Raw genomic sequence first — 24,488 nt, forward strand, 5'->3', positions numbered from 1 at the left:
TTCCATGCGGCGTACGTGAATGCTCTGATTGTCCGTGCGTATGCTCATTGGACGCGCTGCAGGGGTGCCCCGAGTCGGGACACCCCTGCAGCGCTGACTTAGCGTCGCCTCTTACGAGTCAACCTTGAAGTTGATCCAGGACCTGTTGGCGGAGAAAGTGCACTCCACATAACCCCAACTGGGCTTGGAGTTGCCCTGGTGGAACAGGTACCAGATCGACGAGTCTCCGGAGAGGCTGCAGTCGATCTCGTTCTGGAAGTCACCGGTACGCCCCACCGACTGGCAGTGTCCGTTGGATCCGGTGTTACCCCAGGTGGAATAGCAGCCGTACGTCGTGGGGCTCGTGCCGCTGGCCAGCGCGGTCGGAGCGGTCACGGTGACGGCCGCCGCGGCCAGGCCCGCGATCGCAAACGCTCGCGCCATCGTCTTTCGTGCCCGCGGCGCGGAATGATTGAGCTCCGCCATATTCATTTCTCCTGATGTGCGGTCCGGCGCCGGGCAAGGATGGCGGCGTTGCCCCGCCGTAACCCCAACCGTTCTCCCGTTGCCGGTGGTTGACTGAAATGCGCGAGCGGTGGAACACAGGACACTCGCGCTCACTGTCATGATCGCATCAGACTTTTAATCGCGCAACGACTATGGTGTGAAAGCGGTCGGATATTGGTCGGAAACGGTGTGTGCTCTGGGGCGCTCATCCCTGTGTGCTTGAACTGGTGGGAGGTTCACGGTGGTTGTGGCCGTCGGCGCAGGAGGCTTTTCGGCTGCGGGCGGTGGAGCGGGTGTTGGTGATCGTCCGGCATCACCAACACCCGCGGACGGCTGATCAGGTACACCGCAGCCCACCCAGGCGGTCCTCCGAGATCACCACTGCCCGCCCCAACAACATCACCCGGCGCCTTCGCCGACCTCGGCACCACCTGCCTGGTCGCCCGGTCCGCTTCGCAGACCGCCAAGGGGACGGCACGCGCCTTTTCCTGACGGCCTGTTCGACCCACAACGCTGATTCCAGCGCCCCCTCGACGATGGCCGACCGGAGCGGAACGGCCGCTACTGACTCTGTTGGCGTGATGTCGTAGCTGACAAGGGGCGGTTGCCGCGGTAGGCCGGTTGCATGAGGTACCGCAAGGAGGTGGGCTGACCGCGCAGCGACGGGCGTTTCGCGAGCACCTCCGGATGCAGGCGACCGAGTCATTCGCCCTGGGACACGACAACGCCGCGGTCGCGAAGGAGTGCCGGTGCATGGTGTTGATCTGGGTCCGCAGGTCCCACTCGTGCCGAATGGTGGCGGTCGCCGGTCCTCTCAGGGTGTCGTTCGTGGCGGTGATCGGCTCGGGCTGGGTGATCGGGGCGACAGGGGAGCAGAGCACGAGCAGTGTGCCTGTCTAGTGCTGCGACCGGAAAGGTTCACCGGCTCGCGACGCCCGGCACGGCACCTCGCCGCGTTGTCGCATCGCCCGAGTACATCCAGTACGCGGGCGACGCTCCGCCTTGCGATGCACCGCACCGGACGCCGCGAGCTTCCCGGCAAACCTTTCCGGCCACAGCACTAGCGTGGGCGGCGAAGGTGGCGAAGACCTGGCTGATCTCTTTGTTGCCAGCGCCCCGAACCCCTTCTCTGGACCGAGGAGCGAGTCCGGCGCTGGCGCGAGACGGGCGAGATACCCGGCGCCGTCATGGTGTGGACCCCACAGCGGTTCGGCGCCTTTCTCGACGCCGCCGAGGGCGACCGGCTGTACGCGGTCTTCGACCTGATGGGCACCCGCGGCCTCCGTCGCGGCGAGGCGGTCGGCCAGGACTGGCACGAGATCGATCTCGGCGCCGGCCTCATCACTCCGGCCAAGGAGATCGTTGTGGACGGCTGGGACCTCTACGAGTCCGAGCCGAAGACGGACGGCAGTGCCAACACGATCGCGCTCGACAGCATGAACATCGCCGTGCTGCGCGACCACAAGGCCCGCCAGGACAGGGAGCGTGCGGACTGGCGCGGCGCCTGGCAGGACACGGGCAAGGTCTTCACGAAGGAGGACGGCTCCTGGCTCCACCCCGAGACGGTCTCGGAGATCTTCCGCCGCATCCTCGCCACGACCGACCTGCCGCCCATCACTCTGCGGGACCTGCGCCACGTGGCCGCGACGCTCACGCACGGAGGCGGCGGCGACATCCACACGGTGAAGGAGACGCTCCGGCACTCCACCGTCACCCTGACCTCGGACACGTACACGAGCCTGCTCCCCGAGCTGGACCGTGAAATAGCCGAGAAGGCAGCGAAGCTCATCCCTCGGTCGCGTCCGGCAGCTGCCGAATCGTCCGCCTCAGCGGCAGCCGATCCGCAAGCCACGGGCACATCCGCTCACGCATCGCTCACGCACGGGCCGGAAAACGACTCAGCGCCCGAGCCAGCCGAAGCCGACCCGAGCGCTGCGTAGCAGGTCAGAGGCGTTTTCCCCCGCCTACCAGCCGTAGGCCCTGTGGGACTCGAACCCACAACCAATGGATTAAAAGTCCACTGCTCTGCCAATTGAGCTAAGGGCCCAGGCGATGTTGCCTCCCCGAGCATAGCCGGAGGAAGCCGCGCCGCCGATCGGGTATCGGTGACCCGGCCACTCCAGTGTCCGAGATCCTGCGGATGGCCCCACGGTCGGCCCTGTCCCCAACCAGCTCCCCAACCAGTGGGAGGGGCCCGCCAGTCCGGGCGGCTCCACCGGCCAGGGGCCCGCCGGTCCGGGTGGATCCGCCAGCCCAGATCTGCGGTCCCGACGGATCGACCGGCCGGGGCGGATCGACCCTCCGGGTTGATCCACCGCCCCTGGGGATTCACCGGTCCTGGAGAGTCAAGGGCCCAGGGATCCACCCGCCCGGTCCACCACCGCCCCGGAGCATCCACCGCCCCAGGGCATCCACCGGCCAGGGAGAGCCAAAGGCCCACGGACCCCACCGCCCCGGAGCATCCACCAGTCCGGAGCATCCACCCGCCCGGTCCACCACCGCCCCGGAGCATCCACCAGCCCGGTCTCCGCCACCGCCCCAGGGCATCCACCGGGCCCAGGCATTCACCGGGCCCAGGGATCCACCAGCCCAAGGCATCCACCAGCCCGCGCGAACCCACCGAGGGCGGCCCCCGCCCACTGCCTACGGATCCACCGGCTCCACCGGCTCCACCACCCCGACCCGGGCCGCCTCCCGGGCGAGGGTGCGGTCGTGGTGCGGGTCGAGGAACCAGTGCCGGGCCGACGCCAGCCACCAGGTCGCCGCGAAGCCCAGTACCACCAGGACCGCGACCGGTGCGTAGTTGAACGTCTGCCAGGTGACCGGTGACGCCTGCGGCAGCATGAACAGGACCGTGATCAGGCCGACCCACACCACCGACACCACCCCGATCGCCCTCGACCAGCGGCCCAGGTGCCAGGGGCCGCGCTCGAAGCCGTCGCCCTTGCGCACCCGCAGCAGGGTCGGGATGACGTAGGCGACGTAGAGCCCGATGACGGCGATCGAGGTGACCGCCGCGTATGCGGTGTAGTTGATCAGGTAGGGCAGTCCGAGGGCCAGCGCACCGAGTGCCGCCAGCCACACCGCCGCCACCGGGGTGCGCGTGCGGGGGCTCACCGTGTACCAGAGGTGCGAGAAGGGCAGCGCGCCGTCCCGGGAGAACGCGTAGATCATGCGGCTGTTGGCCGTCACGGACGCCATCCCGCAGAACAACTGGGCGCCGATCACCACCAGCAACAGCAGCTTGCCGGCCGTCGCGCCCAGCGCGTCGAGCAGGATCTGGGCGGGCGGCGCGCCCGTCGACGACGCGAGTTCCTTGTCGTAGGACTGGATCGCGAAGGTGAAGCCCAGCAGCAGTACGAATCCGGCGATCCAGGAGGTCCAGATGGAGCGGACGATCCCCTTCGGGCCCGCCGTGGACGCGTCGTGCGTCTCCTCCGTCATATGGGCGGAGGCGTCGTAGCCGGTGAAGGTGTACTGGGCCATCAGCAGGCCCAGCAGGACCACGTAGACCCCACTGCCCCAGCCGGTGTTGTTCACGAACTTGGTGAACACGAAGGACGCCGACTGGTGCTTGTCCGGCACCAGGGCCAGCGCACCGACGATGACGGCCACCCCCACGACGTGCCACCACACGCTGACACCGTTGAGGACGGCGACGATGCGGACGCCGAAGGTGTTCAGCAGCCCGTGCAGGAGCAGGATCGCCGCGAACAGCAGGACCGTACGGCCGGGTGTGACCACGAAGCCGAACTGGAGATTGAGGTACGCCCCCAGGAACGACGCGGCGCCGAAGTCGATGCCCGCCGTCACCGCCACTTGGCCCAGCACGTTGAACCAGCCCGTGAACCACGCCCAGGCCGCGGCGGTCCGCGCCGGCGCGAGCCGGTGCGCCCAGAAGTACAGGCCCGCCGACGTCGGGTACGCCGAGCAGATCTCGGCCATCGACAGGCCGACGAACAGGGTCATCAGTCCGACCGCGACCCATCCCCAGGTGATCACCGCGGGACCGCCGGTGTTCATACCGAAGAGGTAGAGGGTCAGGCAGCCGGACAGCACCGAGATGATCGTGAAGGAGACCGCGTAGTTGGAGAACGCCGACATGCGGCGGGCGAGGACCTGGGTGTAACCGAGCTGGGCAAGCCGTTCCTCGTCCGACGGCCCACTCGCTCTGGCGTCATCTGTCATGCCCCCAGCGATTCCCTGGGCGGGGGCGTGACATGCGCCACACGACAGGTGCTTTGGCCAAAAGTTGCCGCCGCGGCGGAGTGCCCAGTCGCGGCGACCATGGGACAGGGCCCGCACGACCGAAGTCGTACGGGCCCTGTCGACGCTGGGATCAGGCCACGTCAGCCGTTGCGCTTCCAGCGCGGCTTGTCCTCGCGGCGGCCGAACGAGCCCGTGCCGCGGTGGTCGTCACGACGGCCGTACGGGCGGTCGTGGGTGCCGGAGCGGAAGCCCGGGCGGTCACCCTGGCGGTCCCGGTTGAACGGGCGGTCGCTGCCCCGGTGCCCCCCGCGCTCGTCACGGCGGTCGAAGGGACGACGGTCGCGGTCGCTGTCGCGACGGAAGCCGCCACGGTCGTCACGCCCCTCGACCGAACGCCGGTCGTTGTCGCGACGGTCGCGGTCGAAGGGACGACGGTCGCGGTCGTTGTCGCGACGGAAGCCGCCACGGTCGTCACGCCGCTCGAACGAACGCCCACCGCGGTCGCCGTCCCGGCGGTCGAAGCCCCGGTCACCACGGTCACGGTCCCGGCCACCGAAGCCGCCCCGGTCGAAGGGGCGACGGTCGCGGTCGTTGTCGCGACGGAAGCCGCCACGGTCGTCACGCCGCTCGAACGAACGCCCGCCACGGTCGCCGTCCCGGCGGTCGCCGTCCCGGCGGTCGAAGCCCCGCTCACCACGGTCACGGTCACGGTCGAACCCACGGTCACCACGGTCACGGTCGAACCCGCGGTCACGATCACGGTCGCGGTCCCGGCCGAAGCCGCCCCGCTCGTCACGGCGCTCACGACGCTCGTACGACGACGAACCGGCCGTACGCTCGGCACGCTCGCCCTGTTCGGCGCGCTCGGCCCGCTCGATCCGCTCGGCGTCCTGGGCGGTCGGCTGCTCCGGTACGGAGACCTCGGCGACCAGCGCCTGGACGACCTCGGACGCGGCAGGAGCGGCCGAGGCCTCCTGGCCCGCCGAAACCGCCGCGGCGGCGACCGCGGCCTCCGGGTCCTCGCCGCGCTCGCGCGCGGCCCGGGCGATCAGCCGGTCGGCCTCCTCGCGCAGCTCGGCCGCGCGCCGCGTGGCGCGCTCCAACTGCTTGGCGAGGTGGGTGACTTCACGCTCGGCCTGCTGCGCGGCGTTCCCGGCGGACTCGGCCTGGACCTCGGTCATGGACCGGGCGCCGGTGATCTCGGCGACCTCCGGGTCGAAGGCGGCACCGCCCTGGATGATGTGGCGCGAGGCGTCGACGCCCGCGTCCTCCATCAGCCGGAAGATCTGCCGCCGCTGGTGCGGCAGGGACAGGGACACGACCGTGCCCGTACGGCCCGCGCGCGCCGTACGGCCGGCACGGTGCAGATAGTCCTTGTGGTCCCCGGCGGGGTCCACGTTGAGCACGAGGTCGATCCCGTCGACGTGGATGCCGCGGGCGGCGACGTCCGTCGCGACGAGCACGTTGACGTAGCCGTCCTTGAAGTCGGCCAGCGTCCGGGTGCGCGCGCCCTGGGTCATGCCGCCGTGCAGCGCGTCCGCCTTCGCACCGGCGTCCCGCAGCTGCTCGGCGACGCGGTCGGCCCCGAGCTGGGTGCGGACGAAGATGATGGTGCGTCCCTTGCGGGAGGCGATGGCGGCGGTGACCGGAGCCTTGTCCTTGGGCTTCACGATCAGGATGTGGTGCGACATGGTGGTCACGGCGCCCTGGGCGGCGTCCACCTCATGGCTGACCGGCTCGTTCAGATACCGGTCGACGAGGGTCTGGATCTCGTTCTCCATGGTCGCGGAGAAGAGCATGCGCTGACCGCCGGCCGGCACCTGGTCGAGCAGCTCGGTGACCTCGGGCAGGAAGCCCAGGTCGGACATCTGGTCGGCCTCGTCGAGCACGGTGATCTGCACGTCCTCGAGGGAGCAGGCACCGCGGTTGATGATGTCGCGCAGTCGGCCGGGCGTGGCGACCAGGATGTCCACGCCGCGCTCGAGGGCGTAGATCTGGTTGCCCATGGAGGTGCCGCCGCACACGACCTTCATCTTGAGGCCGAGCACGTCGCCGTACGGCTGCAGGGCGTCCGCGACCTGCATGGCCAGCTCACGGGTCGGGGTGAGGATCACGGCCCGCGGCTTCTTCTTCTCGGTGCGGCCGCCGGCCAGGGTGGCCAGGGTCGGCAGGCCGAAGGACAGCGTCTTGCCCGAACCCGTCCGGCCACGGCCGAGGATGTCCTTGCCGACCAGGGCGTCCGGGATGGTCGCGGCCTGGATCGGGAAGGGGACGGTGACACCGTTCTGCGCGAGCTTGCGGACGATGCCCTCGGGCAGACCGAGATCGGCGAACGTCATCTCGGCGACGTCGTCGCCCTCGGACAGGACGACGTGATCAGTACTGACAACAGACATGCGAAATGCGAACCTTCCGGAGTTCACGGCACGTGCCCAAACATCCGTGAAGTCGCAATCGACCGCCTCTATGCGGTCCGGCCACGGCAAGGGAGAGTACGCGCCACACGCGGCGCGTCTTGTAGGCGCCGGGCAAATGGGATCAAACGATCTACCACCATACGCACCCGCACCCGCCGGATGCAAACCGATTCCCGCGCTTCACAGGTGACCCTCACCACACGGCCGCCCGCCCGGTCGTCTCAAGCCACCGGCCGGCCCGCCCGGTCGTCTCAAGCCACCGGCCGGCCTGCCTGTGGCGCCGGGGCTACCGCCGGAACAGTTGCGTGGTCTCGTGTGCCGAGGAGGACGGCTCGGCGGGTGTCGGGGGCGGCGCCGGCGGGTCCGGCTGGCTCGTCGGCGAGGGATCCGCCGAATGGGGAGGGCTCGGCTCCCCCTTCGTCGGCGGGGGCGGCGCCGCCCCGCCGCCGCCGTTCTTCGAGGTCTGCTCGGCGCTCGGCTGGGCGCCCTTGCCCCCGGCACCGCCCCCGGACGCCGACGCGGAGGGCGACGCCGAGCCCCCTGCCCTGGACTCGTCCGGGTCGGCAGGGCCCCCCTTGGCCGCCGCCCCGCCCAGGCGCCCGCTCCTGCCTCCGCCCGCCCCCGCGACCCCGTCCGGCGCGCCACCACCGTGCCGTCCCACCGAGTGCGACGGCGGCGGACTGCCCGCATCGTCCCCCACGCTCATACAGCCGGCGGCCGCGGCGACGGCCATCACCGCGGCGGCCAGACGGACGGGTACGTAACAGGCGCGCACGGGCAGCCACCTCCGATAGGGGTCTCCCCTGCTCATGCGGGTCCCCCTGTTGTTCGAGCGAAGCCGAGAACTCGGGGGAACGGCCGGGAGCCTGGGGAAGGTTCGAGGAGTCCCCCTGCCCAACTCCCGCCGCCCGCAGGAGGACACGCGTCCCATGAGGACAACGTCACGCGCGCCTGGAAGACGCCGTCACACACGCCCCACAAGGGCAATGTCACGCCCACCCGGAAGACGCCTCACACGCGCCCGGCAGAAGGCGCCACGCGCGCGCCCGGCATCGGGTCACCCGTACCCGAGCGCATGCAATCGCGCGTCGTCGATCCCGAAGTGATGCGCGATCTCGTGCACGACGGTCACCTCGGTCTCCGTCACCACGTCCTCCCGTGTCTCGCACATCCGCAGCGTCGGCCCCCGGTAGATCGTGATCCGGTCCGGCAGCACGCCCGCGTACCACTCCCCGCGGTCGGTCAGCGGAGTCCCCTCGTACAGCCCCAGCAGCTCGGGGTCGTCGCCGGGCGGCTCGTCCTCGACGAACACCGCCACGTTGTCCATCAGGCGTGTGAGCTCCGGCGGGATCCGGTCGAGCGCCTCGGCGACCAGTTCCTCGAACTCCTCGCGCGTCATCTCCAGCACAGGGTCATTGTCCGGTACGACAGCCTCGTACGAGAGCCGGAACCGTCCCGCATATCCGCTCCCGCACTTGGGCATACGGGACCAATGGCCCGCGTCCCCGTCGCAGCCCGGATCCGCATAGGAAGGGCGTCAGGCATCGTCGCCCGGCACTACCGCTCGCTCCGTCCCCACCCGTCCGCCGAGCTCGTCCCGCAGCCCCATCCATGGCTCCGGGCGCTGGGCATGGTCGCCGTCGTGCTCCTGGGCGCCTGGCTCGGCCTCCTGGTCGTGGGCGACGTACGCGTCCCGGTGGGCCCCATGAACACCACCATGGCCCTGCGCCCCTCCGTCGCCGGCGGCACCAAGATCAACGTATCGCCGCTCGGCGCCCTGGAGCTGAACAGCCACAAGGCCCCCGTGCGCCTCGACGTCAACGTCGACCAACTCGACCCCGTCCGCGCCCAGGCGCTGGTCGACCACCCCGAGCGGATCTCGGGCCTCCAGCAGGAGATAACCCATGACGTGGAGCACGGCACGCTCGACCTCGCCGTGCGCTCCTGCGTGGCCGTGGTCGCCGGCGCCACCGCCCTCGGCCTGGCCGTCTACCGCCGCCCGCGCCGGGCCCTGACGGCCGGCGGCCTGGCGCTCACGCTCCTCACCGCCTCGGGCGCCACGGCGTACGCCACCTGGAACCCCGAGTCGGTCCTCGAACCGAGGTTCTCCGGGCTGCTCTCGTCCGCACCCTCCCTGGTCGGCAACGCGCGCAACATCGTCACCGAATTCGACGTCTACCAGAAGGAGTTGGCGCGGCTGGTGACGAACGTGACGAAGCTCTACGACGTCACATCCACCCTCCCCGCGTACGAGCCCGATCCCACGACCATCCGGGTCCTGCACGTCTCCGACATCCATCTCAACCCGGCGAGCTGGAAGATCATCGCGTCGCTGGTGCAGCAGTACCGCGTCAACGTGATCGTCGACTCGGGCGACACCATGGACCACGGCACGGCGGCGGAGAACGGCTTCCTGGACCCGATCACCGACCTGGGCGCCCCGTACATCTGGGTCCGCGGCAACCACGACTCCCGAACCACCCAGCGCTATCTGCAGCACATGAAGAACGTCCACGTCCTGGACGACGGCAGGGCGATCAGCCTGGGGGGCCTGCGCTTCGCCGGGATCGGCGACCCGCAGTTCACCCCCGACCGCTCGGCCGCACCGGGCGGTGACCGCGCCGAGGAACTGGCGGGAGCGCGTCTGGCCGCCGCCCTGCGGGACCAGAAGACCGCCGGGACGCCTGTCGACATCGCGATCGCCCACGAGCCCACGGCCGCGCGCGAGACGGACGGCGAGGTGCCCCTGGTGCTGGCCGGCCATCTGCACCATGAGGGGATGGAGGTCATGAGGTACGGCACCCGGCTGCGCATCGAGGGCTCCACGGGGGGTAGCGGGCTGCGTGCGCTCGAGCGCAGCTATCCCGCCCCCATCGAGGCCTCGATCCTCTACCTGGACCGGGGCACCCGCCGCCTCCAGGCCTGGGACGAGATCAGGCTCGGCGGTCTGGGCCAGACCACCGCGGAGGTGACCCGCCACCTGCCCAAGGAGAACCTGCCCGGAGCGAGCCCGGCCCCCGGCGCCACGCCTCCCGGCGCCACGCCTCCCGCCACCGCGCCGACGGACCGCTCCGGCGCAACCCCGAGCGGCTCCGGCGCAACCCCGAGCGGCTCCGGCGCAACCCCCGCGCCGAGCGCCCCTTAACCGTTTTGGCGAACCCTCCCCCCATCCCATATGCTTCTCACGTCCCCGACGCGCTGAGAAGCGCCCAGGCGGGCCGATAGCCCTCATCGTCTAGCGGCCTAGGACGCCGCCCTTTCAAGGCGGTAGCACGGGTTCGAATCCCGTTGGGGGCACGCACCACCGTGTGCGACACTGTCGTACGCAACGCTTGGTCCTGTGGAGCAGTTTGGAGTGCTCGCCACCCTGTCAAGGTGGAGGCCGCGGGTTCAAATCCCGTCAGGACCGCTGAGGTTTCACGTGAAACCTCGTGGCTGGGTAGCTCAGTTGGTACGAGCGTCCGCCTGAAAAGCGGAAGGTCGCCGGTTCGACCCCGGCCCCAGCCACCGTCATCGAAAGCCTCGCCCCTTCGGGCGGGGCTTTCGTCGTCACGGGCGCCCGTGGGGGACGCGTTCCACGGGGCCCCGAGCCTGCTGACGGATGCCGGCGGCCTCACACCCTCGCGTACTTGGCATGTCCCCTGCCGGGCGCTACGTTCTGCCTGGTCGGCGCAGCCATGAAGGTGGGGGATCATGAGCCTGGACGAGACCAGGGCCAAGGACGTCGCACTCGAGAAGGACCGGGCCCGCTACGGCCTGCTCGCGGTGGTCATCAGCAACCTCGCGATCGCCGGTGTCGCGATCTTCGGCGTTTGGCGCCTGGACGGCGACAAGTCGGTGATCGTCGGTGTCCTCACGGCGGCCTTCACCGCCGTCAGCAGCATGACCACCGCGTACCTGGGTATCAAGGCCGTCTCCAACACCGCCAGGTCCATGGCCCAGGACAGAGCGGCCCGCGAGCAGCCCACCACGGTCCCGCCACAGGCGGGCGGCCACTGACCCGAGGACCCGCCGTCGGCGGAGACCCGGGAGACCCGACGGGCGCCGGTCTCCCACCGCCCGCGCACTCCGCCGCGAGCGACGCGGCGCACCCTCGGGCCCAGGAACCCCCGGCCAACCCGCCGGACGCAAATCGTTAGCCATGAATTTCGCCAAGGTGAGATCCTGGATCGCGTATGTCTACGCATCCCGCCCCCGCCCTCGGCACTCTCGCCACCCGCCTGACCGAGCTGTCCCTGCGCGACGCGCACCGGCTCGGCCGCAGGCTCGAAGGCGCGCGCAAGATCCGCAAGCCCGAGGCCCGAGCCGCCGTACTCGCCGAGATCGAGGCGGAGGTCGCCAAGGCCGAGGACAGGATCGCCGGGCGCACCGCCCGTGTCCCCGCCGTCACGTACCCCGAGCAGCTGCCCGTCAGCCAGAAGAGGAACGAGATCGCCGACGCCATACGCGACCACCAGGTCGTGATCGTGGCCGGTGAGACCGGCTCCGGCAAGACCACCCAGATCCCCAAGATCTGTCTCGAACTCGGCCGCGGCGTGCGCGGCATGATCGGCCACACCCAGCCCCGCCGCATCGCTGCCCGCACCGTCGCCGAGCGCGTCGCCGACGAGCTCGACACTCCCCTCGGCGAGGCCGTGGGCTGGAAGGTCCGCTTCACCGACCAGGTGAACCCCGACGCGACCTTCGTCAAGCTGATGACGGACGGCATCCTGCTCGCCGAGATCCAGACGGACCGCGAGCTGCGCGCCTACGACACGATCATCATCGACGAGGCCCACGAGCGGTCCCTCAACATCGACTTCCTGCTCGGCTACCTCGCCCAGCTCCTGCCCCGCCGCCCGGACCTCAAGGTCGTCATCACCTCGGCCACGATCGACCCCGAGCGCTTCTCCCGGCACTTCGGCGACGCGCCGATCATCGAGGTCAGCGGCCGCACCTATCCCGTCGAGGTGCGCTACCGACCGCTCCTCGAAGAGGACTCCGACGACGCCGACCGCGACCAGATCACCGCGATCACGGACGCCGTCGAGGAGCTGATGGCCGAGGGCCAGGGCGACATCCTGGTCTTCCTCTCCGGAGAGCGCGAGATCCGCGACACCGCGGACGCGCTCACCAAGAAGCAGTACAGGTTCACGGAAATCCTGCCGTTGTACGCCCGGCTCTCCCACGCCGAGCAGCACCGCGTCTTCCAGCCACACTCCGGCCGCAGGATCGTCCTGGCCACGAACGTGGCCGAGACCTCCCTGACCGTCCCGGGCATCAAGTACGTCATCGACCCGGGCTTCGCGCGCATCTCGCGTTACAGCCACCGCACCAAGGTGCAGCGGCTGCCCATCGAGCCGATCTCCCAGGCGAGCGCCGACCAGCGCAAGGGCCGCTGCGGCCGTACGTCGGACGGCATCTGCATCCGGCTGTACTCCGACGACGACTTCAACGCCCGCCCGGAGTTCACCGACGCCGAGATCCTCCGTACGAACCTCGCCTCCGTCATCCTCCAGATGACCGCGGCCGGCCTCGGCGACATCGAGAAGTTCCCCTTCATCGACCCGCCGGACCACCGCAACATTCGGGACGGCGTCCAGCTCCTGGAGGAACTGGGCGCGCTGGACGCGACCGAGAAGGACCCGCGCAAGCGCCTCACCGACACCGGCCGCAAGCTCGCCCAGCTGCCCGTGGACCCGCGCCTGGCGCGCATGGTCCTGGAGGCCGACCGCAACCGCTGTGTCCGCGAGGTCATGGTCATCGCCGCGGCCCTGTCCATCCAGGACCCGCGCGAGCGCCCCGCCGACAAGCAGGCCCAGGCCGACCAGCAGCACGCCCGCTTCAAGGACGAGACGAGCGACTTCCTCGCCTACCTCAACCTGTGGCGCTACATCCGCGAACAGCAGAAGGAGCGCGGCTCGTCGTCCTTCCGCCGTATGTGCAAGCAGGAGTACCTGAACTTCCTGCGCATCCGGGAATGGCAGGACATCTACACACAGCTGCGCACGGTCGCCAAGCAGATGGGCATCCATCCGAACGAGCAGGACGCCCCGGCCGACCACATCCACATCTCGCTCCTCGCCGGCCTGCTCTCGCACATCGGCATGAAGGACGTGAAGGAGTCCAAGGACTCCGCCCCCGGCGGGCGCAGGGACGGCGGGCGCAACGAGTACCTCGGCGCCCGCAACGCCAAATTCGCGATCTTCCCGGGTTCGTCCCTGTTCCGGAAGCCCCCGCGCTTCGTGATGTCCGCCGAACTCGTCGAGACCTCCCGGCTGTGGGCCCGGGTCAACGCGAAGATCGAGCCGGAGTGGGTCGAGCCGCTCGCCGGCCATCTCCTCAAGCGGACGTACAGCGAACCGCACTGGGAGAAGGACCAGGCGGCCGTGATGGCGTACGAGAAGGTCACGCTGTACGGCGTCCCGATCGTCGCCCAGCGGAAGGTGAACTACGGCCGTATCGACCCGGAGACGAGCCGCGAGCTGTTCATCCGCAACGCCCTCGTGGAGGGCGACTGGCGCACGCACCACAAGTTCTTCGCCGACAACCGCAGACTCCTCACCGAGGTGGAGGAGCTGGAGCACCGCGCCCGGCGCCGGGACATCCTGGTCGACGACGAAACGCTGTTCGACTTCTACGACCAGCGGGTGCCCGAACACGTCGTCTCGGGCGCCCACTTCGACTCCTGGTGGAAGCGCAAACGCCAGGAGCAGCCCGACTTCCTCGACTTCGAGCGCGAGATGCTCATCAACGAGAGGGCGGGCGCGGTCACCAAGGACGACTATCCCGACTCCTGGCGCCAGGGCCGCCTGAAGTTCAAGGTCACCTACCAGTTCGAGCCGGGCGCGGACGCGGACGGTGTGACCGTCCACATCCCGCTGCAGGTCCTCAACCAGGTCACCGACGAGGGCTTCGACTGGCAGATCCCGGGCCTGCGGGAGGAACTGGTCACCGAGCTCATCCGGTCCCTCCCCAAGCCGATCCGCCGTAACTACGTCCCGGCGCCGGACCATGCGAAGGCGTTCCTGGAGAAGACGTCGTCCCCGGAGGGGGCCCATCAGACACAGTCCCTCCAGGAGCCGCTGACCGTCGCCATGGCGCGCGAGCTGAAGCGCATGGTGGGTGTGCCGTTCGAGGCGGACGACTTCGACTGGGAGAAGGTCCCCGACCACCTCAAGATCACCTTCCGGATCGTCGACGAGCGGCGCCGCAAGCTCGCCGAGGACAAGGACCTGGAGGCGCTGAAACTCAGCCTGAAGCCGAAGGCGCGCAAGGCCCTCTCGCAGGCCGCGGCGGCCACGGCCGAGCGGCAGGGCGGGGAGTCCCTGGAGCGTACGGGCCTCACGGACTGGACGATCGGCGCGCTCCCCCACATCTTCGAGACCCGCCGCGCCGGCCAGCCGGTGAAGGCGTTCCCGGCGCTGGTCGACGACGGCGACACGGTCTCCGTGCGCCTCTTCGACACCGAGGAGGAGCAGGCAGGGGCCATGTGGAAGGGCACTCGGCGCCTGATCCTGCGGAACATCCCGGTCAACCCGGCGAAGTTCGCGTCCGAGAAGCTGACGAACGCCCAGAAGCTCGCCCTGTCCGCGAACCCGCACGGTTCCGTCCAGGCCCTGTTCGACGACTGCGCGATGGCGGCCGCGGACAAGCTGATCGGGGACCTCGGGGGACCGGCGTGGGACGAGGAGTCGTACCGGAAGCTGTACGACAAGGTGCGCGCGGAGATCGTCGACACGACGGTCCGTACGGTCGGGCAGGTGCAGCAGGTGCTGGCCGCGTGGCAGGCCTGTGAGCGCCGTCTGAAAGCCGTACGGAGCCCGGCGCTGCTGCCGAACCTGGCCGACGTACGCGCGCAGCTGGACGCCCTCATGAAGCCCGGCTTCGTCACGGAGGCGGGGACAGGGCGCCTGCCCGACCTGATGCGCTACCTGGTCGCCGCGGACCGCCGACTGCAGCAGATGCCGACCAACGTCCAGCGGGACACGACGCGTATGGCCAAGATCCATGAGATGCGGGACGAGTACGCATGGCTGCTGGAGCAGCTGCCGCAGGGCCGGCCCGTCCCCGCCGCCGTCCTCGACATCCGCTGGATGATCGAGGAGCTGCGCGTCAGCTACTTCGCGCATGCGCTGGGCACGGCGTACCCGGTCTCGGACAAGCGCATCGTGAAGGCCATCGACGCGGCCGCCCCGTGACGACTCGTTCACGGGGGGTGAGTTCGACCGGGGACTCACCCTCCTGTACAGTCTCTTCTCGCAGCGCAACGCACGATCAGCGCCGCGAAACCTGGTCCTGTGGAGCAGTTTGGAGTGCTCGCCACCCTGTCAAGGTGGAGGCCGCGGGTTCAAATCCCGTCAGGACCGCCAGAGGAGAGGCCCCGCATCCCCGCGATGCGGGGTCTTCTTCATGCCGCCTTCATACCTTCTTCTTGCCGCCTCCATGCCGCCCCCTGACGACCTCCCTGGCCGGTCGCCGTTCGGCGGCGCTCCGGCGGCGCTTCGGCGCCGGCCCTCAGCGCTCCGGGGCATCTTGACGGCGTCACATTCCGCCGGTACCCAGAAGTCAGGGTCCCCGACTGCATGGACCCGGGGAGGTGGCATATGGCGGCGTCCGCTCGGCACGAGACGCGTGCTCTGCTCCGTGCCCATCTCTCCGCCGCTATCGGGTACCGCCATCTGACGCGCCACTGCCCCATCTGCCATCAACTCCTGCGCCTGGCCATGGAACCCGCCCAGCACGGCGAGGAAGGCACCGAGACGCCCCCCGAGGACGACAGCACCTCCACGCCGTGACCACAAAACCGTGGGGTTCATGCGGCCTCCGCTTGGGCACTCCTGGACGTACGGTCCGCCCAACACCCGCCCCACGACGCCATGTTCCTCTAGCAAAGACGACGCGAGCGTAACAAGGACTCTGGCATGTGACGGGTGTCACTGCACAAGTTTGGAGAAGCGGGGACCTTACACCCCTCCTACAACGGATCAATTTAATATGTGCAATTGCACCGCTCTCCGGACTGCCGCACAGCAGATCCGACACCGCTCCCCAGACTCCCACAAGGCCGCTCACAGACGGGCCTCGCGCAGGGCGCCGGGACACAAAAAAGATCGCGCTGGACCCGGCGGAGTCCAGCGCGATCGACGACGCACCCTTGTCGTGCCTCTGATGACCGTGGGCGAGGGCCCTGTTGGGGCAGGACCCGCGTCGCTTGGAGCTGAGGTGCGGACGTCACGGCAGGTTGGGGGACCTACCGGTATGTCCGGCTATGCAGTTGTTCAGGCTTCGCTGCGCTGCTGCGGGATGCCCGCCAGCAGGGCGCGCACCTCGGCCTCGCGGTAGCGGCGGTGCCCGCCGAGCGTGCGAATCGACGTGAGCTTGCCGGCCTTCGCCCACCGCGTGACCGTCTTCGGGTCCACACGGAACATGGTGGCGACCTCAGCCGGGGTCAGCAGCGGCTCGGCATCAGGGGTGCGAGCGGTCATGAGCGGCCTCCTCGGGAGAACCGAACCTTCTCGGTTCTTTCCTCTAAATTCTGCACCTTGACCCGCGTTGCCCGAAATGGCGGACGCGAGTCGAGTCGGTTATAGGACGAACGGCTTGTCCTCGGCACTACAACTACACCATCTGTCCAGCCGCGTCGGCCAAACCGATGGAATTGCCCTCCCAGGTGTCCATCAGCGACGGAAGCCGATGGACCATGCCATAGCGGACAGTCACGCCGCTGTGACGATCAGTCACAGGGCGATCAGGAGCCACCAGACCCCTCAAAGAGTGCAATGCTGAGCATCCACCCAAAAGCGGGCAGAAGGAACCTCCCCCGGGCTCCTTGTCCTATTTTGGCATGAGGAGACACGTTAGGCGCAAGGTCCTTGTAAGTGCCGTCCGTCACGCTTGAGGGCAAAAGGCCCGGATCAGGGGCCTACGTCCCCCATCGCGACCTGCGGTATGTCAACCATGGGCCAAGGGTTATCACTTCACCATGTCTCGCAGGTCACAATTCGCGCACTGGTTCACCGCGGCCCTGGACTCAGTTCGCCGACCGGCGGTCCCGCACGGCCCGCCAGCGCTCCACCAGCCGCCCGTACGCCTCCCCGGCCGCGACCCCGTCCCCGAGCCGCAGGGCCTCGATGCCCTCGGCGACGTCCGCGGCCGAGTGGTCCCCGTCCAGATCCGCGGCCGGCAGGACGTGCACGAGCCCGCCGTAGTCCAGCTCGACCAGCGACCGCGGATGGAACTCCTCCAGCCACCGCCCCACATCCACCAGACCGTCGATGAGCGGTCCCTCGTCGATCGCGTCCTTGAGCGTCCGCAGCGCCCGCGCGGTGCGCCGCCTGGCCTGCACCATGGGAGTGCGGTAGCGCAGCATCGGGGGGATCTCCCCGGAGCCCTTGTCGTACCGCCGCTCGGCGTCGGAGACCAGCACGAACCAATTGAGCGGCACCTGCCAGGTCGCGGTGCGGATCCACGGGCGGGCGTCCGGGTTGCCCTCCAGCCAGCGCTCGTAGTCCTGGGCGGCCTGGCGGCGCACGACGGGCGGCAGGACCGCGTCCAGGACCGACGCCGGAAGCTCCTGCGCCAGCTCCCCGAGCGCCTGCCAGCCGCGCAGCCGGGTGCGCCACGGGCAGACGCACAGCACCCCGTCGAACTCGGTCACGAAGGCGTCGCTGCTCTCGTGCACCGGCACCGGCACCGGCGGGGTGGGCAGCAAGTCGCCAAGGGAGCGGCGCAGTTCGTCCTGGTACGAGGGACGGTCGGGGCTGCGGGCGTACCGCGCCCAGTGGCTGCGTTCCGGCTCCGGGAAGGCGGCCAGCGGTTCGTACACGCGCAAGTAGGACGCGTACGGGACGATCACCGAGGACACCTTGGGCACGCCTGCTCCCTCCCCATCGGACCTGACCCGAAACCCGTCCGGGCGCGGCCCGGCCGGGGTGGAAAACCATGCAAATCGTCCCACGAACCGGGCACGGCGTACTCCGAGGGAGGGTGATCCTGCGCACTGCGCGGCTGGCGGACCTGCACACGCTCTACGCTCATGCCCACGGGCCCCGCCACCCGCACGGGACTCGCCCCTCAACCGCCGCTACACCACCGGGAGTCACCACCGTGACCGACGTAACCGACGGCGTCCTGCACACCCTGTTCCGCTCGGACCAGGGAGGTCATGAGCAGGTCGTGCTCTGTCAGGACCGGGCCAGTGGCCTCAAGGCCGTCATCGCGATCCACTCCACCGCCCTGGGCCCGGCCCTCGGCGGCACGCGCTTCTACCCCTACGCGACCGAGGAGGAGGCCGTCGCCGACGCGCTGAACCTCGCGCGCGGGATGTCGTACAAGAACGCCATGGCCGGCCTCGGTCACGGCGGCGGCAAGGCGGTGATCATCGGCGACCCCGAGCGGATCAAGACCGAGGAGCTGCTGCTGGCGTACGGCCGTTTCGTGGCCTCGCTCGGTGGCCGGTACGTCACCGCGTGCGACGTCGGCACGTTTGTGGCGGACATGGACGTGGTGGCGCGGGTGTGCCCCTGGACCACCGGGCGCTCCCCGGAGAACGGCGGCGCGGGAGACTCCTCGGTCCTGACGGCCTACGGCGTCTTCCAGGGCATGCGGGCATCCGCCCAGCACCTGTGGGGCGACCCGACCCTGCGCGGCCGCAGGGTCGGCATCGCGGGCGTCGGCAAGGTCGGGCGCCACCTGGTGGAGCACCTGCTGGAGGACGGCGCCGAGGTCGTGATCACGGACGTGAGGCCGGACGCCGTGCACCGGGTCACGGAGGCGCACCCGGAGGTCGCCGTGGCGGCCGACACCGACGCCCTGATCCGGACCGAGGCTCTGGACATCTACGCGCCGTGCGCGCTCGGCGGCGCGCTGAACGACGAGTCCGTGCCGGTGCTGACGGCGAAGGTGGTGTGCGGCGCGGCCAACAACCAACTCGCGCATCCGGGCGTGGAGAAGGACCTGGCCGACCGCGGGATCCTGTACGCCCCCGACTACGTCGTCAACGCGGGCGGGGTCATCCAGGTCGCCGACGAGTTGCACGGCTTCGACTTCGACCGCTGCAGGGCGAAGGCGGCGAAGATCTTCGACACCACGCTGGCCATATTCGCACGCGCGAAGGAGGACGGGATTCCGCCGGCTGCCGCGGCCGACCGGATCGCCGAGCAGCGCATGGCGGAGGCACGCGGACGGTGATCGTTCCCCGGGGGGCTCGGCCGGCTTGACCGGTACCCGCCGATGGGCAGTTTGAGAGGACTCTCACTTTCATCGGCGGGTCGTCCGCCAATAAGTGGTTAAAATCGGCCGTGACCAGCGAGGACGGGGCGCCTCGACGGTCCTGTGCACACGCCCGTCCTGCGGGCGACGTACCGTATGGGCGCGGGCTCAGGTACCGTGGAAGCCCTACGGACCGGTCTCTCCGCGGAGAGCCCGTTCCGGATCATGAACGCGTGTCAAGACTCTGGGGCCGTCGAGCCCCGTCGTTGAGGGGGTCGAGCCATGGGGCGCGGCCGGGCCAAGGCCAAGCAGACGAAGGTCGCCCGCCAGCTGAAGTACAACAGCGGTGGGACGGACCTCTCACGCCTGGCCGAGGAGCTGGGCGCATCGACGTCGAACACGTCGCCGAACGGCGACCGGTTCGAGGACGATGAGCACGACGACGAACTGTACGCACGGTACGCCGATCTGTATGGGGACGACGAGGAGGACGAGGACGACGAGTCCTCGCAGCACCGTCGCGGCGCTTGACCCTGCACTGAGCCTTCACCCGGTCCGTGGCCGAGGCCACGGACCGGGTTCTGTGCTGCCCGCCGGGTCTCAGCTCGCGTAGTCCCCCACCAGGGCCGCGCCCGTCTCGTGGTCACCCCGGTCGGTGATCTCGCCGGCCGGCCATGCCTCCACGCCGCGGTCGGCCAGGGCGGCCAGGGCGACGTCCACCGACTGCTCGGGCACGATCGCGATCATCCCGACGCCCATGTTCAGGGTCTTCTCCAGCTCCAGGCGCTCGACGTCCCCGGTCCTGCCGACGAGGTCGAACACCGGCGCCGGGGTCCAGGTGGAGCGGTCGACGACCGCGTGCAAGCCGTCCGGGATCACACGGGCCAGGTTCGCCGCGAGTCCACCGCCGGTGATGTGGCTGAACGCGTGCACCTCGGCGGTGCGGGTCAGTGCCAGGCAGTCCAGCGAGTAGATCTTCGTGGGCTCCAGCAGCTCCTCGCCGAGGGTGCGGCCGAGTTCCTCGATGTGCTGGTCGAGGCCGAGGTCCGCCCGGTCGAGGAGGACGTGCCGGACCAGCGAGTACCCGTTCGAGTGAAGCCCGGACGCGGCCATGGCGATCACCGCGTCACCCTGGCGGATACGTTCGGCGCCGAGCAGCCGGTCGGCCTCCACGACGCCCGTACCGGCCCCGGCGACGTCGAAGTCGTCCGGACCGAGGAGGCCGGGGTGTTCGGCCGTCTCACCGCCCACCAGGGCGCAGCCCGCCAGCACACAGCCCTCGGCGATGCCCTTGACGATCGCGGCGACGCGCTCGGGGTGGACCTTGCCGACGCAGATGTAGTCGGTCATGAACAGCGGCTCGGCGCCGCACACCACGATGTCGTCCATGACCATGGCGACCAGGTCGTGGCCGATGGTGTCGTAGACGCCCATCCGGCGTGCGATGTCGACCTTCGTGCCCACGCCGTCGGTGGCGGAGGCGAGCAGCGGGCGCTCGTAGCGCTTGAGGGCGGAGGCGTCGAAGAGACCGGCGAAGCCGCCGAGGCCGCCGAGGACCTCCGGCCGCTGCGTCTTCTTCACCCACTCCTTCATGAGCTCCACGGCGCGGTCGCCCGCCTCGATGTCGACGCCTGCCGCCGCGTAGGAAGCACCGGTAGTGCCCGTCGACGGAGGCGACTGATCAAACACAGCAGACATTGCCTGGGATCTTTCGCGTTGGTGGTACGGGCTCAGGGACGACGGATGGCGTCGGCCGCGGCCGTGGCGGCCGGACCGGCCGCCAGTTCGGTCTCCAGCAGCTGCTTGCCCAGCAGCTCCGGGTCGGGCAGCTCCATCGGGTACTCGCCGTCGAAGCAGGCGCGGCAGAGGTCCGGCTTGGCGATGGTGGTCGCCTCGATCATGCCGTCGAGGGAGATGTACGCCAGGGAGTCCGCACCCAGCGAGGTGCCGATCTCCTCGATGGTCATGCCGTTGGCGATGAGCTCGGCGCGGGTGGCGAAGTCGATGCCGAAGAAGCAGGGCCACTTCACGGGCGGCGAGGAGATCCGGATGTGCACCTCGGCGGCCCCTGCCTCGCGGAGCATGCGCACCAGCGCCCGCTGGGTGTTGCCGCGCACGATCGAGTCGTCCACGACCACCAGGCGCTTGCCCTTGATGACTTCCTTGAGGGGGTTCAGCTTCAGGCGGATGCCGAGCTGCCGGATGGTCTGCGAGGGCTGGATGAAGGTGCGGCCGACGTACGCGTTCTTCACCAGGCCGGCGCCGAACGGGATCCCGGAGGCCTCCGCGTAGCCGATCGCGGCGGGGGTGCCGGACTCGGGCGTCGGTATCACCAGATCCGCCTCGGCGGGCGCCTCCTTCGCGAGGCGACGGCCCATCTCGACACGGGAGAGATAGACGTTACGGCCGGCGATGTCGGTGTCGGGACGGGCCAGGTACACGTACTCGAAGACACAGCCACGGGGCTTCGCTTCCGCGAATCGAGAGGTCCGCAGGCCATTCTCGTCGATCGCGATGCACTCGCCCGGCTCGATCTCGCGGACGAAGCTGGCACCCGTGATGTCGAGCGCCGCGGTCTCCGAGGCGACGACCCAGCCGCGCTCCAGCCGGCCGAGGACCAGCGGGCGGATGCCCTGCGGGTCACGGGCCGCGTAGAGGGTGTGCTCGTCCATGAAGACGAGCGAGAAGGCGCCCTTGACCTGCGGCAGCACCTTGGCGGCGGCTTCCTCGACGGTCAGCGGCTTGCCGTCGTCGTCGACCTGCCCGGCGAGCAGGGCGGTGACGAGGTCGGTGTCGTTCGTGGCGGCCACCTGCGTGGCGCGGCCGTTCTCCTTGGGGAGGTCGGCGACCATCTCGGCGAGCCGCGCCGTGTTGACGAGGTTGCCGTTGTGGCCGAGCGCGATGGAGCCGTGCGCCGTGGCACGGAACGTCGGCTGGGCGTTCTCCCACACGGAGGCGCCGGTGGTCGAGTAGCGGGCGTGACCGACCGCGATGTGACCCTGGAGGGAACCGAGCGAGGTCTCGTCGAAGACCTGGGACACCAGGCCCATGTCCTTGAAGACGAGGATCTGGGAGCCGTTGCTGACCGCGATTCCCGCGGATTCCTGACCCCGGTGCTGAAGGGCGTAGAGCCCGAAGTACGTGAGCTTTGCGACCTCTTCGCCCGGAGCCCAGACACCGAAGACGCCACACGCGTCCTGGGGGCCCTTCTCACCGGGGAGCAGATCGTGATTGAGTCGACCGTCACCACGTGGCACGCCACCGAGTGTAGGCGAGATCGCGCACTGGTCCGAATCCGGTCATCTGTCCCGTACGGAGTCCCGCCGCGTCCGGCGCTCGGCGTCACCGCGCGGCCACCGCGTTGACACCCTTGCCGTTTCCGCTGGTCAGCGCGATGCTGCGATGGTCGAGGCGGTAGGTGAGCGTACGGCCGAACAACGCGCGCAAGGCCTTCTCGGTGTCCATGAGTGAGCCGTCGCACATCCTGCGGGTGGTCCTGGGGGCGCCCAGGGTGAGATGACCGTCGCGTACGGTCGCCGTCGCCGTGAACCGGTTGCAGCCGAGGCTGCCGGACACGGCTGCGGCCTTCTGGTCGAGGGTGAACCAGGCCTTGTCCGTGGCCGCGGGCAGCGAGGAGGCGACGTCGCCGTCGACCAGCGACGTGACCTGCCACTTGGTGCCGTACAGGGACGCGTCGCTCTCCTTGGTGAGACGCACGCGGTCGCCGTCCTTGGCGGTGAGCGTCAGCTCGTTGCGGTCGACGGCGGCGGTGAGCGTGCCGCCGGCCAGTGTGCGGGAGAAGTCCGCCTCGAAGGCCATCGGAGCCTTCTCGCAGGCCATGTCCGTGGACTGTGCGGCGCCGAAGTGGATGCGGTCGCCGTGCACGCCGGCGGAGGCGCCGAAGCCGTTGCAGCCGTAGTTGCCGTGGGCCTGGCCGTGGTCGTCGATCTGGAGGTAGGCGCCGGCCGGGGCGTTCCTGGTGGTGCCTCCGACGGTGAGGCTGTCGACGCGCCAGTGGACACCGGTGACGGGCGCATCGGTCCCCGAGCCGACGGAACCGCTGCCGCCGCCCGAACCGGGTCCGTTACCGCAGGCCGCCGCGAGCGGAAGCACGGTCAGGACGGTGAGGGTCAGTCGGTGCTTGTCCATGGGGGTGGGACGGGTGGGCCCCCGGGGCGGTTCCCCCGGGGCGCCTTCCGGGAGTCACCCCATGAGCGGCAGCAGGGCGCCCAGGTCCGCTCGTTCGCCGCTCGCGCGGATCTTCGCCTCGGCGAGGGCGGAGTGCCACCGCGTGCGGCCGGTCGCCAGGCGTATCCAGGTCAGCGGGTCGGTCTCGACGACGTTCGGCGGGGTGCCGCGGGTGTGGCGGGGGCCCTCGATGCACTGCACGACCGCGTACGGCGGGATGCGCACCTCGGTCGAGGCGCCGGGCGCCTTCACGGCGAGCGCGTCGGCGAGCAGCCGGGTGCAGGTGGCGAGGGCCTGGCGGTCGAACGGGATGTCGAGGCCCGGGACGGCGGTGTTCAGGTCGTCGGTGTGGACGACCAGTTCGACGGTGCGGGTGATGAGGTAGTCGGCCAGCGGCATGGCGCCCACGTTGGTGGCGAGCAGCCGGGGGCCGGGGTGTGCGGCGAGGCGTTCCGCGAGGCTCTCCTGGATACCGGCGAGGAAGGCGCCGAGGTCGGGGTTCTGCTCGACCAGCTTGTGGCCCACATCGGCGATGGCCGCGGAGTCGGCGGAGGTCGCGAACGGCCAGTCGAGCACCGTGGCGTCCTGCTTCGTCGGCTCCGGCGCGTCGAGGAATCGGACCACGGCCGCGAGGGCCATGCCGGTGTGCGCGACCAGCTCCCGTACCGTCCAGTCGCCGAGCCGGGTCGCAAGCGCCAGCCGCTCGGGGGTGAGGGTCCCCACGGCTTCCCGTACGTTCCCGAACTGGGCGAGAACCGCTGCGCGGGTCTTGGCGGGGTCGTAGGTGCGTGCGCGCTTCCTGGCCGAGGGCATGGGGGTGAGCCTATGCCTTCACGGCGTACCGGCTCAGCCCCTTCCCGACCAGGTCGCAGGCTCGCCGAACCGGCTCGCAGGCGGCGACGAGCATCACCGTCGCCGCTGTCCTCGGCGAGCAACCGGGTGCAGGCGGCGCGGAGGACGCCTTCATCGTGGCGTGGGGTCCCGCCGACGGTCCGG

The 24,488-nt window shown here is 69.9% G+C and carries 17 protein-coding genes, 5 tRNA genes and 2 pseudogenes; 11 read left to right on the forward strand and 13 right to left on the reverse strand.

Going from position 1 to position 24,488, the window contains the following annotated elements; genetic code table 11:
- Positions 1 to 111: 111 nt before the first annotated feature.
- A complete protein-coding gene (locus tag ASC56_RS28675) occupies positions 112 to 423 on the reverse strand; it encodes a hypothetical protein (protein ID WP_159039718.1) in 312 nt (103 codons plus the stop codon).
- 806 nt (positions 424 to 1,229) lie between these two features.
- Positions 1,230 to 1,379, reverse strand: a pseudogene (locus ASC56_RS43215) (SAM-dependent methyltransferase); the annotation flags it as partial.
- Positions 1,380 to 1,595: 216 nt separating this feature from the next.
- On the opposite strand from ASC56_RS43215, the pseudogene xerC reads away from it, so the two are divergent.
- Positions 1,596 to 2,426: pseudogene (xerC, locus tag ASC56_RS28685) on the forward strand (tyrosine recombinase XerC); the annotation flags it as partial.
- A 34-nt stretch (positions 2,427 to 2,460) separates the two neighbouring features.
- Here xerC and ASC56_RS28690 read toward each other — a convergent pair.
- From ASC56_RS28690 to ASC56_RS28710, 5 genes are all read right to left on the reverse strand, one after another.
- A tRNA-Lys gene (locus ASC56_RS28690) sits at positions 2,461 to 2,533 on the reverse strand.
- 596 nt (positions 2,534 to 3,129) lie between these two features.
- A complete protein-coding gene (locus ASC56_RS28695) occupies positions 3,130 to 4,674 on the reverse strand; it encodes an amino acid permease (protein WP_055494487.1) in 1,545 nt (514 codons plus the stop codon).
- 161 nt (positions 4,675 to 4,835) lie between these two features.
- Positions 4,836 to 7,091 carry a DEAD/DEAH box helicase gene (locus ASC56_RS28700; protein ID WP_055494488.1) on the reverse strand — a complete coding sequence of 752 codons (2,256 nt, stop codon included), beginning with the start codon at positions 7,089 to 7,091 and terminating at the stop codon, positions 4,836 to 4,838.
- Between the two features lie 307 nt (positions 7,092 to 7,398).
- Positions 7,399 to 7,923, reverse strand: coding sequence for a hypothetical protein (locus ASC56_RS38510; RefSeq protein ID WP_371330306.1), 525 nt, complete (start codon positions 7,921 to 7,923; stop codon positions 7,399 to 7,401).
- A gap of 246 nt (positions 7,924 to 8,169) precedes the next feature.
- On the reverse strand, positions 8,170 to 8,520 hold the full coding sequence (locus tag ASC56_RS28710; RefSeq protein ID WP_055494490.1) for a metallopeptidase family protein: 351 nt from the start codon (positions 8,518 to 8,520) through the stop codon (positions 8,170 to 8,172).
- Positions 8,521 to 8,604: 84 nt separating this feature from the next.
- Between ASC56_RS28710 and ASC56_RS28715 the strand changes: the two genes are divergently transcribed.
- The 8 genes from ASC56_RS28715 to ASC56_RS28750 all read left to right on the forward strand — a co-directional run bounded on the left by ASC56_RS28715 (position 8,605) and on the right by ASC56_RS28750 (position 15,889).
- Positions 8,605 to 10,257: a metallophosphoesterase gene (locus ASC56_RS28715; RefSeq protein ID WP_055494491.1), complete on the forward strand. Its 1,653-nt coding sequence runs from the start codon at positions 8,605 to 8,607 to the stop codon at positions 10,255 to 10,257.
- A gap of 79 nt (positions 10,258 to 10,336) precedes the next feature.
- Positions 10,337 to 10,409, forward strand: a tRNA-Glu gene (locus tag ASC56_RS28720).
- Positions 10,410 to 10,446: 37 nt separating this feature from the next.
- Positions 10,447 to 10,521 (forward strand) — tRNA-Asp (locus tag ASC56_RS28725).
- Positions 10,522 to 10,545: 24 nt separating this feature from the next.
- Positions 10,546 to 10,619, forward strand: a tRNA-Phe gene (locus ASC56_RS28730).
- A 186-nt stretch (positions 10,620 to 10,805) separates the two neighbouring features.
- Positions 10,806 to 11,111, forward strand: a complete 306-nt coding sequence (locus tag ASC56_RS28735; RefSeq protein WP_055494492.1) for a hypothetical protein — start codon at positions 10,806 to 10,808, stop codon at positions 11,109 to 11,111.
- 176 nt (positions 11,112 to 11,287) lie between these two features.
- Complete coding sequence (hrpA, locus tag ASC56_RS28740) at positions 11,288 to 15,292, forward strand: ATP-dependent RNA helicase HrpA (RefSeq protein ID WP_055494493.1); 4,005 nt, start codon at positions 11,288 to 11,290, stop codon at positions 15,290 to 15,292.
- A gap of 93 nt (positions 15,293 to 15,385) precedes the next feature.
- Positions 15,386 to 15,463 (forward strand) — tRNA-Asp (locus ASC56_RS28745).
- A 234-nt stretch (positions 15,464 to 15,697) separates the two neighbouring features.
- The gene (locus tag ASC56_RS28750) at positions 15,698 to 15,889 is read left to right on the forward strand and encodes a DUF6274 family protein (RefSeq protein ID WP_055494494.1); all 192 of its coding nucleotides are present in this window, start codon (positions 15,698 to 15,700) and stop codon (positions 15,887 to 15,889) included.
- A gap of 483 nt (positions 15,890 to 16,372) precedes the next feature.
- Here the strand turns inward: ASC56_RS28750 and bldC are convergent, their stop codons facing one another.
- The gene (bldC, locus tag ASC56_RS28755) at positions 16,373 to 16,579 is read right to left on the reverse strand and encodes a developmental transcriptional regulator BldC (protein ID WP_003949541.1); all 207 of its coding nucleotides are present in this window, start codon (positions 16,577 to 16,579) and stop codon (positions 16,373 to 16,375) included.
- 545 nt (positions 16,580 to 17,124) lie between these two features.
- Positions 17,125 to 17,967 (reverse strand): hypothetical protein, encoded by an 843-nt coding sequence (locus ASC56_RS28760; protein ID WP_055494495.1) that lies wholly within the window; start codon positions 17,965 to 17,967, stop codon positions 17,125 to 17,127.
- A 233-nt stretch (positions 17,968 to 18,200) separates the two neighbouring features.
- On the opposite strand from ASC56_RS28760, the gene ASC56_RS28765 reads away from it, so the two are divergent.
- Both ASC56_RS28765 and ASC56_RS28770 read left to right on the forward strand, forming a co-directional pair.
- On the forward strand, positions 18,201 to 19,283 hold the full coding sequence (locus ASC56_RS28765) for a Glu/Leu/Phe/Val dehydrogenase (RefSeq protein WP_055494496.1): 1,083 nt from the start codon (positions 18,201 to 18,203) through the stop codon (positions 19,281 to 19,283).
- Positions 19,284 to 19,586: 303 nt separating this feature from the next.
- On the forward strand, positions 19,587 to 19,835 hold the full coding sequence (locus tag ASC56_RS28770; protein ID WP_055494497.1) for a DUF3073 domain-containing protein: 249 nt from the start codon (positions 19,587 to 19,589) through the stop codon (positions 19,833 to 19,835).
- A 69-nt stretch (positions 19,836 to 19,904) separates the two neighbouring features.
- On the opposite strand, the gene purM is transcribed toward ASC56_RS28770, so the two are convergent.
- From purM to ASC56_RS28790, 4 genes are all read right to left on the reverse strand, one after another.
- On the reverse strand, positions 19,905 to 21,002 hold the full coding sequence (gene purM / locus ASC56_RS28775) for a phosphoribosylformylglycinamidine cyclo-ligase (protein ID WP_055494498.1): 1,098 nt from the start codon (positions 21,000 to 21,002) through the stop codon (positions 19,905 to 19,907).
- Between the two features lie 32 nt (positions 21,003 to 21,034).
- Positions 21,035 to 22,561 carry an amidophosphoribosyltransferase gene (purF, locus tag ASC56_RS28780; RefSeq protein ID WP_055494499.1) on the reverse strand — a complete coding sequence of 509 codons (1,527 nt, stop codon included), beginning with the start codon at positions 22,559 to 22,561 and terminating at the stop codon, positions 21,035 to 21,037.
- Positions 22,562 to 22,646: 85 nt separating this feature from the next.
- On the reverse strand, positions 22,647 to 23,453 hold the full coding sequence (locus ASC56_RS28785; protein ID WP_055494500.1) for an META domain-containing protein: 807 nt from the start codon (positions 23,451 to 23,453) through the stop codon (positions 22,647 to 22,649).
- Between the two features lie 54 nt (positions 23,454 to 23,507).
- Positions 23,508 to 24,305, reverse strand: coding sequence for a maleylpyruvate isomerase family mycothiol-dependent enzyme (locus ASC56_RS28790; RefSeq protein WP_055494501.1), 798 nt, complete (start codon positions 24,303 to 24,305; stop codon positions 23,508 to 23,510).
- Positions 24,306 to 24,488 lie beyond the last annotated feature (183 nt).

Origin of the sequence: Streptomyces sp. TP-A0356 (assembly GCF_001417775.1) — a bacterium.
In the GTDB taxonomy this organism is placed as follows: domain Bacteria; phylum Actinomycetota; class Actinomycetes; order Streptomycetales; family Streptomycetaceae; genus Streptomyces.

Excerpts from the sequence above, each read along its gene's own strand:
- ASC56_RS28750 (WP_055494494.1), top strand. The coding sequence starts at position 15,698 with ATGGCGGCGTCCGCTCGGCACGAGACGCGTGCTCTGCTCCGTGCCCAT.
- hrpA (WP_055494493.1), top strand. The coding sequence starts at position 11,288 with ATGTCTACGCATCCCGCCCCCGCCCTCGGCACTCTCGCCACCCGCCTG.
- ASC56_RS28695 (WP_055494487.1), bottom strand. The coding sequence starts at position 4,674 with ATGACAGATGACGCCAGAGCGAGTGGGCCGTCGGACGAGGAACGGCTT.
- ASC56_RS28790 (WP_055494501.1), bottom strand. The coding sequence starts at position 24,305 with ATGCCCTCGGCCAGGAAGCGCGCACGCACCTACGACCCCGCCAAGACC.
- ASC56_RS28735 (WP_055494492.1), top strand. The coding sequence starts at position 10,806 with ATGAGCCTGGACGAGACCAGGGCCAAGGACGTCGCACTCGAGAAGGAC.
- ASC56_RS28675 (WP_159039718.1), bottom strand. The coding sequence starts at position 423 with ATGGCGCGAGCGTTTGCGATCGCGGGCCTGGCCGCGGCGGCCGTCACC.
- ASC56_RS28785 (WP_055494500.1), bottom strand. The coding sequence starts at position 23,453 with ATGGACAAGCACCGACTGACCCTCACCGTCCTGACCGTGCTTCCGCTC.
- ASC56_RS38510 (WP_371330306.1), bottom strand. The coding sequence starts at position 7,923 with ATGAGCAGGGGAGACCCCTATCGGAGGTGGCTGCCCGTGCGCGCCTGT.
- ASC56_RS28700 (WP_055494488.1), bottom strand. The coding sequence starts at position 7,091 with ATGTCTGTTGTCAGTACTGATCACGTCGTCCTGTCCGAGGGCGACGAC.
- purM (WP_055494498.1), bottom strand. The coding sequence starts at position 21,002 with ATGTCTGCTGTGTTTGATCAGTCGCCTCCGTCGACGGGCACTACCGGT.
- bldC (WP_003949541.1), bottom strand. The coding sequence starts at position 16,579 with ATGACCGCTCGCACCCCTGATGCCGAGCCGCTGCTGACCCCGGCTGAG.
- ASC56_RS28715 (WP_055494491.1), top strand. The coding sequence starts at position 8,605 with ATGGCCCGCGTCCCCGTCGCAGCCCGGATCCGCATAGGAAGGGCGTCA.
- ASC56_RS28770 (WP_055494497.1), top strand. The coding sequence starts at position 19,587 with ATGGGGCGCGGCCGGGCCAAGGCCAAGCAGACGAAGGTCGCCCGCCAG.